The sequence below is a fragment of the Psychrobacter phenylpyruvicus DSM 7000 = NBRC 102152 genome, from assembly GCF_000685805.1.
In the GTDB taxonomy this organism is placed as follows: Bacteria; Pseudomonadota; Gammaproteobacteria; order Pseudomonadales; family Moraxellaceae; genus Psychrobacter; species Psychrobacter phenylpyruvicus.
On record NZ_JMKP01000052.1, the window covers coordinates 1 to 10,677 of the forward strand.

Consider the following 10,677-nt stretch of genomic DNA (forward strand, 5'->3'; position numbering starts at 1 on the left):
AACATGGAGCATAAGCACAGTCAGCTTAGATTTGTGACCCCTAATGAGCGCCATATGGGGGAGGATAAAGTCATTCTAGCAAATCGTAAGCAGACGATAGAGAGTGCGAAAGCATTAAATCCTGCGCGCTGGGGTGGCCGAGAGGTGAGAGATTGTACACCTGTACCCCCAACGACTTTAAATCCAGTAAAAGAGCCAAAATCGATTGATAAGATGAGAGTCGCCTAATTCATTAAATGGTGACAACTATGTTGACAAACACCGAGACAATGCGGTTGACATTGTACGAGTGAAGAACTTAACTGGTGGTAATCTATATTTAGGTGAAGGAGACCAGCTAACTGGAGGTATTGCAGCCTTTGATCCTGAAGAGGGTCCTTTCACACAAACAGGTCCATTTGAGGATGCTAATCTTCAAGGTACTAATATCTATTACTCTAATGCTGATGATACATTAACACTAAGTGGTATTAACGGCGGTAGTATTGATATGGGAGCCGGAAACGATACTATCGTTATTACAGGCAGTAACCAAACGATCGACGCATCTGGTACTGGAAATATCAATGGTGGAGAAGGTATAGATACTCTACAGTTTACTGGCACTGGCAATAAAATCTGGGCTAATGAGTTATTCAGCACAGAGATCATTGACTTAGGCGGTAAGGGTAATACCTTCCATACTGGTGATCTTTTACAATATAATCCATCTAATTTAGATGGTGGAAATAAGGGGTTATATATTGCTGGTGGTGCAGGAGATACAGTAAACCTTGAAGGTACTGCTACTAACAAATGGTATAATGCCACTGGTACCAATGGAACTCCAGTTGAATATGAAGGTAATAGTTACTATGAATATTATACTGAAGCACTAGGTGGTCGAACTATCTATATTGATACGGATATCGTAAATGTAGTCATTGCATAACCCCACCTTCCTAAAAGTCTAATTTCAACAAAAACGCCCTCGCAATGAGGGCGTTTTTTTATGCCTATAAATACAAACGAACAGTTATTAACCTTAAAGCCTATACTAATCAAACAAGCGTAAAAACCACCAATTTGATATAATCACTGCCTAAATATAGACAGCTAATAGCGATTGATTATGCAAACTAATTTTTCACAGCCCCAAACCTTTAATCCTGCTGATATGTCCCGCAATATCATAGATAACGACCAAGACCCAATGGTCGATAGCCTAGATAATGAGGACGAAAATTCAGCACCCGAGTCACTCGATGAGCAAAATGTAGAGCATAAAGGGGTGAAGTCTGCCCGCTTTAAGAAGCTTCAAAAGAAGCTGCGTAAACAGGTCTCTCATGCCATTCGTGACTTCAATATGATTGAAGAGGGTGACGTGGTGATGGTCTGTGTCTCAGGCGGTAAAGACAGCTATACTTTGCTTGATATCTTGCTGTTTCTCAAGCGTATTGCCCCGATTAATTTCGAGGTGGTAGCCGTTAATTTGGATCAAAAGCAGCCGGGTTATCCAGAAGATATTTTGCCAAACTACTTGCAAGAGCAGGGCATACCGCATTATATCTTGGAAAAAGATACCTATAGTGTGGTTAAAAGTGTGGTACCAGAGGGTAAGACCTATTGTTCTGCGTGCTCTCGCCTGCGTCGTGGGTCACTATATGGATTTGCCAAACAAATTGGAGCTACTAAAATTGCTCTAGGCCATCACCGTGACGATATTTTAGCAACTTTCTTCTTGAATTTATTCCATGGCGGTTCGTTAAAAGCGATGCCACCTAAGTTATTAAGTGATGATAAGCAAAATGTGTTGATTCGTCCTTTAGCCTATGTGGAAGAAAAAGACATTATTAAATATGCACGTTACAAAGAGTTCCCCATTATTCCCTGTAACTTATGTGGTTCTCAAGAAAACTTACAGCGTGCCATGATCAATGATATGCTGCGTGAATGGGATGATGCTCATCCACAACGTTTGGCCTCTATCTTTAAAGCGATGCAGAATGTAGCGCCTTCACAACTAGCTGACCGAGAACTATTCGATTTTGAAAGTCTGAAGTTAGATCGTGACGATAGTGAGCGTCCTTTTGAAGGGGTAAATATACAGGTAGGTGGAGAAGCTGATTTAGCAGAGATTGGCTTACCGACACAACCAGAAGTTAAACCCTTTGAGCAAGCAAATAAAGTCAAGAAGATACCTACTATTAATCCAATTATCGATTAAAAAAAGAGAGCTTTTTAGCTCTCTTTTTTTAATCAATAGAATGAATAGGGGACAGCTAAAATTTAATGACGTCCAGCTGAGCTGGTGAACTAATCAAAAGACTGTAAAGGCTTAAAATTAATGCGATCTTGAGGAAGTTTACCCACCTCACGTAAGCGCCAGTTTAGCTCCCCCTCATTGCTTACCTGAACATAGTACTTAGATTCTAACTCATCAAGCTGTATGTTGGCTGAGTATTGATTGTCTTTGACATGCTGTAATATGGCATCACGGTCTTTGTTAATATCCGTGGCATGCGAGATAGACAAGGTCAGTTTATCTGGATAGTACAGCGGAGTGCCATCTAACAGCTTACCTGATGCTAAGCTTTGTTGAGGATAATTTAAATAAAAAATAACCTTACCATCTTTGTCAAAAATCATCTCCCCTCGTAAATCTAAATCATGAGCCAACTTATCCCGCGAAACATCTTGATACAGCGTTTTACCATCCATATACCAGTCGTCACGGACCACAGTATCTTTAATTTGGACTGAGTAAAACACGAACCAAATACAGGCCACTACCACAAATAAAGGCAGGCCAATAACGAAGATTATAACCATGTAATTCTTATACCAAGGCTGAGTATCTTGATGCCCAAAATTGGTAGGAGAGGTAGATTTTTTCATAGTAAAACCTTCAATAGCATACATAAAAATAAAGTGCCAGCTTATAGGGTTTGACCCTATTAAACTGGCGATTTAAAAATATCAGTATCTGATTTAAGATACTTTTCTCAACGGCTTATTACCTAGTTTGCGAAGTAAAGACGTTGGTCCTTGAAGCATGGTAAGTCCCATCTTTACTATCAACATTGAAGGTCACAGGCATTTCATTTTGATCAATAGCATCAGGATCGGCCGCGACACTTACTGGCATATCATAACTCTCACCAGCTTCTAAAGGAATAGATTCAAATCGAGTGTTTAAAGTAAAGCCTTCAGGTGCGGTAATAGATAGAACATATTCATGAGCTTCCTGAGTTTTGTTGGTCACCTTGATAATATAACTATTAACGATTTGACCTTCAGCGTTCATAGAGGATAATTGGTTACGATCCCCACGTACATCAATTTGAAGCGGTACACGATCAATCAAGGCATAGGCAACCACGCCGATTAATACTGACAATAATAACAGATATGCGAATAGTCTAGGGCGTAGGTAACGACTTTGTTCATTTTCTACAAGCTGTCGCTCAGTGGTATAGCGAATTAAACCACGAGGATAGCCCACTTTGTCCATGATTTCGTTACAAGCATCGACACAAGCCGCACACTGAATACATTCTACCTGCAGACCATCGCGAATATCGATACCAGTTGGGCAGACCTGTACACACATACTACACTGAACACAATCGCCTAGTTCATCTGGTTTAGTGCCTTTTTTGCGTGGGCCTCTAGGCTCACCACGATTGTAGTCATAAGAGACGATCAAGGTATCTTTATCAAACATCACACTTTGGAAGCGGCCATACGGACAGATATAGACACACATGAATTCGCGCATATAAGCGGCGTTGGCATAAGTGGCAAAGGTAAAAATAAACATTGATACCCAAATCCAGGTCGGCCAGTCAGGGAAAGGAATGCCTGCAATAGACTGCCAACTCCCATACATTACAGAAGTACCGGCTACATAACTGACAAACGTGGTGGCGGTAAATACCGACATCAAAAACCAAATGAAATAAATTAATAATTTTTTGGCGATTTTGCTGGCTGAATTGGGTTCTTTATCAAATTTAATGCGTTTGTTTCTATCCCCAATTACCCATTTTTCAACATGTTGGAATAGGTGCGTCCAAATAGTTTGAGGACAGGCATAGCCACACCAAACACGACCTGCATAGACAGTTACCATAAATAGGGTAAATGCTGCAATGATAAAGCCTGCGGCAACGAAGAAGAAATCTTGTGGGAATAAAGTCATCCCAAATATATAGTAGTGCTGACTAGGTACATCAAACCAGATTGCTTGTCGCCCATCATATTTAATCCAAGGTAGAATTAAAAATAAGGCCAACAAAAAGTACATACTAAATAATCGTATGCGCTGATAAAAACCACTGACAAAACGAGGATGAATGCGTTTTTTTGTGGCGTCCATATCATGAACTGGAATTTTATTAGGGGAGGGGGCTGACATAAATGTACCTCTAAATATTAGAACCATTATGCTGGCAAAATAAGAGTTAGCGAAGATTTTGCACGCTAGTTGCTCTACTGTTATTTTAACATTGATTGCTCAGATTCTGTTAATTCTGAACTGCCCTGCAGGGGTCGCTGTCTTTGAAGTATAAAGTTGTAGATATTAGTTATCCAACACTTAATTAATTCAAAGTTATATTTCCAATAACTATTATATGGTTGCTGACTGCATAAAATACAATACAAATATATGTTTAAAACCAGTCTTCTTCCGAGAAGATAAAACGAATAAAGAAAGGGGACTGTATTGACAGCCCCCTCTTGATGATATTAATAACTAGTTTGAAATGGGTAGTTCAACTTATAAATAATGACTATAGCTTATTTAGCAGTATCTGCTGGAGCTACTACCGCATTATTTGATAAAGAATAAACATAAGAAGCTAATAACATAATACGTTCGTTACCAAGCTTAGTTTCCCACTCTGGCATTACACCGCCACGACCGTTACGGATGGTTTCTTGGACTGTTTCGCGATCACCACCATATAACCAGATACCGTCAGTTAGGTTAGGGGCACCCGCAGAAATCATACCTTTAGCATCTTGACCGTGACAGATAAAGCATTTTTCATCAAAAATTGCTTTACCTTCAGTAATTTTAGCTGGGTCAAGTTCTGTCTTCTCTTGGTTTTTAGAGATTGAAAGAACATATTCAGCTACAGCTCTAACACCTTGCTCGCCAATATCAGCACGTTGAGCAGGCATAGGTAATGGCTGAGTTGGATCAAGGTTTACGTGACGACCATTATGCAGCGTTACCAAAATATTCTCAGGCTCACCACCATGTAACCAATCATTGTCAGTTAGGTTAGGATAGCCTGGAGCACCTTGGGCTGTTGAACCGTGACATACTGCACAGTTCTGTAAGAACAGACGTTCACCTGCCATTAGTGCTTTTTGGTTGCCAGATAACTCTTTTACGTAAGGAGCTAAAGCTTCAACATTAGCTTGAATCTTTTCGCTTAGCTCACTGCTACGCTCAGATTTAACAGGCTCTTTAGCTTGTAGACTAGCTAAGGTAGCCATTTGTTTTTGAGCAGCTGCATTAGGCAAGAAGTTACTATAAAAGTTTTCAGTGAAAACCTTATTGTTCTTTTCTAGGTCACTGTAAAGCTCATTCTTTGAACTCCAAGGTACAGTTTTGCCGTCTACTTCCACCGTGGATAAGCCATTAAAGTGACTTGGGAAAAGAGCTGGGAATAGTAAAAAGTAAAGCAATCCCCAAACAATAGTACCGAAGAAAATAACTAACCACCATTTGGGAAGCGGCTTGTCATACTCTTGAATAACATCATCATAAGTATGACCTGTAGTGCCGTCTTCTGCTAAATCTGGTTTATTACGCAGAACGAAAAGGAGCACGCCAAGAATACCTAACCAACAGGCCAGACTTAAGATGGTGATCCATGAACTCCAAAATATGCTCATCTTTTATCCTTATTGCGTGAATTAGAGGCTGATGACGCTAACATGTCATCATCCAACGCAAGCTGTGCATCTTCTTCAAAGCGCTTCTTGTTTCTAGGTGAATACGCCCACCATGCGATACTGATGAAGGCAATAAATGCCCCCACAGTCGCAAAAATTTGTAGGTCACTGATACTCATTAGCGTTGACCCTCCATCGCGGTGCCAAGCTGCTGTAAGTAAGCTACAAGTGCATCAAGTTCAGTAGCCCCTAATACTTGGTCAGGAGCACCTTCGATGTCCTCTTCAGTATAAGGAACACCAAAGCGGTCACGGAATAAGCGCATTTTGGCTTGTACTTTACTGCCATCAACTTCTCGCTCCGCTAACCATGGGAAACCTGGCATTACTGATTCAGGTACCAGTGATTGTGGGTCGATTAAATGCTTTTTCTGCCAATCGTCAGAATAGCGTCCACCAACACGTGCAAGGTCAGGACCAGTACGTTTAGAACCCCATAGGAATGGGTGATCCCACGTAGATTCTGCAGCACGTGAATAAGGTCCATAACGTTCAACTTCAGCACGTAGTGGACGAATCATTTGTGTATGGCACACATGACAGCCTTCACGGATATAAATATCACGTCCTTCAAACTCTAACGCTGTCCATGGTTCCATAGTAGGTAGAGGTTGGTTAACCCCACCTTCATCACCAGACTTGGTATCAAAAATTAATGGAACAATCTCTACTAATGTTGCAAAGCTAATTGCAATAACAATAAAGATGACCAGCAAGCCTGTGTTTTTTTCAATTATTTCATGAGCTGTACCCGCCATGATATCTCCTTAAGCGATTGCTGGTTACACGTTAACAGGCTGAGTGTCTTCGTCATCTTTGACGATAGGACTATGATTTGTTGGGTCAGCTTCGTCAACAGGACGAGCACTTGGCATCTGGATAGTCTTATAAGCGTTATAAGCCATCACAAACATACCACTTACATATAACAAACCACCAAATGCACGACCGATATATGGATAGTGAGAGAACGTTACTGTTTCAATGAAGTTGTAAGCAAGCGTTCCATCTGGGTTTGTTTGACGCCACATCATGCCCTGTCCAATACCAGAGATCCACATAGAAACGATGTAGAAAATAGTACCTGCAGTTGCAAGCCAGAAGTGAGTATTAATTAAGCTGATTGAATACATCTTAGGCTTATTGAAAATACGTGGAATTAGCACGTATAAAGAGCCCATCGTAATTAAACCTACCCAGCCTAATGCGCCTGAGTGTACGTGACCTACAGTCCAGTCAGTGTTATGCGATAAAGCGTTCACTGTCTTAATTGACATCATTGGGCCTTCGAAAGTTGACATTGCGTAGAATGACAAGGCAACGATCAAGAAGCGAATGATTGGGTCAGTACGTAGTTTATCCCAACTACCTGATAGCGTTAGAACACCGTTAATCATACCACCCCAAGAAGGAGCGAATAGGATTACTGAGAACACCATAGCTAAAGACTGAGTCCAGTCAGGTAGTGCAGAGTAGTGAAGGTGGTGTCCACCAGCCCACATGTATGAAGCGATTAACGCCCAGAAGTGCACAATTGATAAACGGTAAGAGTAAATTGGACGACCGATCTGTACTGGCACGAAGTAATACATCATACCTAGGAAGGCTGCTGTTAAATAGAAACCAACCGCGTTATGTCCATACCACCACTGAACCATCGCATCTGTAGCACCACCAAATAATGAGTAAGATTTAAATAATCCTACTGGGATGGCCATACTGTTTACGATATGAAGTAAAGCAATAGTGATGATGAAAGCTGCAAAGAACCAGTTCGCTACATAGATATGAGACGTTTTACGCTTAATCAATGTACCAAAGAAAACAATGGCATATGAAACCCAAACGACTGCGATTAGGATATCAATAGGCCATTCAAGCTCCGCATATTCTTTGGTTGAGGTTAAACCTAATGGTAAGGTAATGACAGCAGCAACAATGACTGCTTGCCATCCCCAGAAAGTAAACCATGCCAAATAAGGAGCAAATAATCTGGTTTTACAGGTACGCTGTACGATGTAGTAGGAGGTTGCAAATAAAGCAGAACCACCAAACGCAAAAATTACCGCGTTCGTATGCAGCGGTCTTAAACGGCTAAAAGTTAGCCAAGGGATATCAAAGTTTAGGGCAGGCCAAGCCAATTGTGAGGCGATAAACACCCCAAGACCCATGCCTATAATCCCCCAGACGATTGCCATGATCGTGAAATATCTAACAACTGTGATTTCATAATCACGATCGACTGGAGAGACTGCTGTGTTATTTATACTCATTGGAATATTTCCTTTACAGCCTTAAGTATCAAAGGTGTCAGCCAAACTTGAGCTGCCTTTAAGAAATTAATTCTGAATGATTGAGCCATCTGCTACAGATGACCTAGTGTAAAAAACACAGTAACTCAGTAATTTAATTAAATAATGGCTGACTCTTGAGGAACTAAAATTAAATCCCAGTCTCAATCGCTTGGCTGTTATACCCGATGTTATCTAAATATGAAGCTATTGTAACGCATAGGATACAAAATATCATCTGACGAAACAGTCAAATCAAAAAAAACCCGTAAAAAAGTTGTGGGTAACTCGTTTAATTAGCTAAATACTTGACTCTTAAGCTATATCTCGAGCCTTAATGACTCTAAAGTTATCACTATGCTATGTTTTAAATACGCTACGTTTTTAAGCCGCATAGGGTAACACTTAACTGATAACATTAAAAATGACTTATTAATTCAAAAACTACTGTAGCGTCTATAGTTTTTGTTACAATCGAACTAAGCTTAGTATTTACCTTAATGGGTTTTAGGTAGCTGTTTTATTTAGGGTTTTACTAAAAAAAATTAAAAGCGTTTATGATGCACTGCGTCAGTTGATAAAGTTATAGAGTTAACTCTTGGTCTTGTCAAAAATAAATCTTCACTATTTTAATAAAACCTATCTTGACTATATATAGTAATCACTATATAAACTATAAACATTATTTTGAAATATCAACTAACATGCTTAAGGTATATTTTAACCCTATTTTTACCTTAACTCTATTTTTAATTTGAACAGGGAAACTCTTATGGCAGTTTTTTTAACGGATGAATGGTTTAACGAAGTGGATCGTCTAACTGCAGAAGCTGGTGAATTAAATCTTCCACCAGCATTAGCTAACAGCAAAATTAACCTAAAAGTTACTAACACCGCAAATGGTGATGTTAGTGCCGCACTTGAAAACGGCGTTTTGAAAAAAGGCGAGACTGACGCAACTACTACTATCAATATTGATGAAGAGACCCTAAAAGCTATTGCTTTAAGAGGCGATATGAATGAAGCAATGAATGCTTTTATGTCGGGTAAAATTCGCATCGATGGTGATATGGGTCAAGTTATGGCGCTACAAACGGCTAAGCCTTCACCTGAACAAAAAGATCTTTTCAAAAAAATCTATGCGATGACTGAACAAGCTTAATTGGTTCATGCTTTAGTTTAAGTCAAAAAAAAGAGTGTTTGGATATATCCAAGCACTCTTTTTTTATGAAGCTGTTTTTATAAGGCTATTCTTTTTGGCGCTGTTTTTATAAATCAATGGTTTTTTTATGCAGGTTATAGTTTTATCAATATATAAGCAATTAAATCAAATGCATTAAATAAAACATTAATAATATGCCTGAGACAAAAAAGCTCACTGACAGTAAATTAATAGAGCTAAAGGTTTTTTCACCAAGTACAGATTTCATAAAAAGTGTCAGTGCCCCACTGCTATTATCGGTAGAAGATAGATCGCTTGCGGCACTATCAACAGATGAATTGGCAAAGTTTGAACTGGCCGGTTTTGATTCAGGTCTAGCATAAGCCGCTGAGGGCTTAGCAGAACTCGCTTGCTCACGGTACAGGAGTTCTTTTGTATCTTCAATACTTGATAAATGCTTACCTCGGTATATTGAGGCCAACTCAATCGAGGGACAGCAGCTTACCTCTTCATACTCATAAGACTTAGCAGCCAGTTTATAAAGAGCAGGCTGTAAGCTGTGAGAGTCGGTAATACCTTCTGCCATTAATAGAGGAGCAGGCAGTGAAGAGGGGGTGGAAATCTTGTTAGAAGAAGTAGAAGGTTTCATAGACACACTGATATGAATCGAATAAACTCTATTGATTTACTCTTTCATTTAGAGAAGTTGATTTATAGTAACCTGATTTTGTAACAGTTGTAAATACAGAGTTTGTCTAAATTGTTAAAAAGTCAACTATTTTTGGTATATTTATCGGTATTGACCAAAAATCAGTGGTTTATCTACATTAAAACCGACCCAAAGCATAAAAACTAGCCCAAAACAAAAAAGCTGACCCAATGTAGAAGTCAGCTTTTTTAAATATTAACAGTTAAGCTTATTTTTATAGTTATATCTACCCCACTCTCAACACTTTTAGGGGTTGAAAAAAAATGACACCTCACTATCCTTAAAGTTTTCGACCAAGAAGACCAAGGACAATGAGATGCCACTTGACGAATTTATCATTAATATCTATCTGATGGTAGAGCAATATTACAACTTAGTCGTTCAAAAACCGTTAAGAAGAGGCGGATTTGCGCCTAAACTTAGCGATACTGAAATTATATGTATGGAGCTAGTTGGTGAGTTTATGGGCATGGATCAAGACAAACAAATCTGGCAATATTTTAAAAACCACTGGCTGTCTTGGTTTCCAAACCTTGGCTCTTACCCTAACTTTGCTAAACAATG

Annotated in this window: 10 protein-coding genes and 2 pseudogenes; 5 read left to right on the forward strand and 7 right to left on the reverse strand. The window is 39.5% G+C overall.

What is annotated here, in order from left to right; genetic code table 11:
• The 3 genes and pseudogenes from G561_RS15455 to ttcA all read left to right on the forward strand — a co-directional run.
• Positions 1-228: pseudogene (locus G561_RS15455) on the forward strand (hypothetical protein); the annotation flags it as partial.
• Positions 229-289: 61 nt separating this feature from the next.
• A complete protein-coding gene (locus G561_RS0112615; RefSeq protein WP_028859879.1) occupies positions 290-931 on the forward strand; it encodes a hypothetical protein in 642 nt (213 codons plus the stop codon).
• Positions 932-1,156: 225 nt separating this feature from the next.
• Positions 1,157-2,206, forward strand: coding sequence for a tRNA 2-thiocytidine(32) synthetase TtcA (ttcA, locus tag G561_RS0112620; protein ID WP_373277699.1), 1,050 nt, complete (start codon positions 1,157-1,159; stop codon positions 2,204-2,206).
• A gap of 89 nt (positions 2,207-2,295) precedes the next feature.
• Here the strand turns inward: ttcA and G561_RS0112625 are convergent, their stop codons facing one another.
• The 6 genes from G561_RS0112625 to ccoN form a co-directional block, all read right to left on the reverse strand.
• On the reverse strand, positions 2,296-2,877 hold the full coding sequence (locus tag G561_RS0112625; RefSeq protein WP_028859881.1) for a FixH family protein: 582 nt from the start codon (positions 2,875-2,877) through the stop codon (positions 2,296-2,298).
• 118 nt (positions 2,878-2,995) lie between these two features.
• A complete protein-coding gene (gene ccoG, locus G561_RS0112630; RefSeq protein WP_028859882.1) occupies positions 2,996-4,399 on the reverse strand; it encodes a cytochrome c oxidase accessory protein CcoG in 1,404 nt (467 codons plus the stop codon).
• A gap of 383 nt (positions 4,400-4,782) precedes the next feature.
• Positions 4,783-5,892 carry a cytochrome-c oxidase, cbb3-type subunit III gene (gene ccoP / locus G561_RS0112635; RefSeq protein ID WP_028859883.1) on the reverse strand — a complete coding sequence of 370 codons (1,110 nt, stop codon included), beginning with the start codon at positions 5,890-5,892 and terminating at the stop codon, positions 4,783-4,785.
• A complete protein-coding gene (locus tag G561_RS0112640) occupies positions 5,889-6,071 on the reverse strand; it encodes a cbb3-type cytochrome oxidase subunit 3 (RefSeq protein ID WP_028859884.1) in 183 nt (60 codons plus the stop codon). Before G561_RS0112640 ends, ccoP begins: the two co-directional genes overlap by 4 nt.
• Complete coding sequence (ccoO, locus tag G561_RS0112645) at positions 6,071-6,709, reverse strand: cytochrome-c oxidase, cbb3-type subunit II (protein WP_028859885.1); 639 nt, start codon at positions 6,707-6,709, stop codon at positions 6,071-6,073. The genes G561_RS0112640 and ccoO overlap by 1 nt, the downstream gene beginning before the upstream one ends.
• Positions 6,710-6,733: 24 nt before the next feature.
• Complete coding sequence (ccoN, locus tag G561_RS0112650) at positions 6,734-8,224, reverse strand: cytochrome-c oxidase, cbb3-type subunit I (RefSeq protein WP_028859886.1); 1,491 nt, start codon at positions 8,222-8,224, stop codon at positions 6,734-6,736.
• 790 nt (positions 8,225-9,014) lie between these two features.
• Between ccoN and G561_RS0112655 the strand changes: the two genes are divergently transcribed.
• Complete coding sequence (locus G561_RS0112655) at positions 9,015-9,404, forward strand: SCP2 sterol-binding domain-containing protein (RefSeq protein ID WP_028859887.1); 390 nt, start codon at positions 9,015-9,017, stop codon at positions 9,402-9,404.
• 160 nt (positions 9,405-9,564) lie between these two features.
• On the opposite strand, the gene G561_RS0112660 is transcribed toward G561_RS0112655, so the two are convergent.
• Entirely contained in the window at positions 9,565-10,053 is a 489-nt protein-coding gene (locus tag G561_RS0112660; RefSeq protein WP_028859888.1) for a hypothetical protein, read from the reverse strand.
• Positions 10,054-10,429: 376 nt separating this feature from the next.
• Between G561_RS0112660 and G561_RS0112665 the strand changes: the two are divergent.
• Positions 10,430-10,677: pseudogene (locus tag G561_RS0112665) on the forward strand (IS982 family transposase); the annotation flags it as partial.

Bases quoted from the DNA above. Each gene is read 5' to 3' on its own strand.
- ttcA (WP_373277699.1), top strand. From the start codon at position 1,157: ATGTCCCGCAATATCATAGATAACGACCAAGACCCAATGGTCGATAGC.
- G561_RS0112625 (WP_028859881.1), bottom strand. From the start codon at position 2,877: ATGAAAAAATCTACCTCTCCTACCAATTTTGGGCATCAAGATACTCAG.
- ccoG (WP_028859882.1), bottom strand. From the start codon at position 4,399: ATGTCAGCCCCCTCCCCTAATAAAATTCCAGTTCATGATATGGACGCC.
- ccoP (WP_028859883.1), bottom strand. From the start codon at position 5,892: ATGAGCATATTTTGGAGTTCATGGATCACCATCTTAAGTCTGGCCTGT.
- G561_RS0112640 (WP_028859884.1), bottom strand. From the start codon at position 6,071: ATGAGTATCAGTGACCTACAAATTTTTGCGACTGTGGGGGCATTTATT.
- ccoO (WP_028859885.1), bottom strand. From the start codon at position 6,709: ATGGCGGGTACAGCTCATGAAATAATTGAAAAAAACACAGGCTTGCTG.
- ccoN (WP_028859886.1), bottom strand. From the start codon at position 8,224: ATGAGTATAAATAACACAGCAGTCTCTCCAGTCGATCGTGATTATGAA.
- G561_RS0112655 (WP_028859887.1), top strand. From the start codon at position 9,015: ATGGCAGTTTTTTTAACGGATGAATGGTTTAACGAAGTGGATCGTCTA.
- G561_RS0112660 (WP_028859888.1), bottom strand. From the start codon at position 10,053: ATGAAACCTTCTACTTCTTCTAACAAGATTTCCACCCCCTCTTCACTG.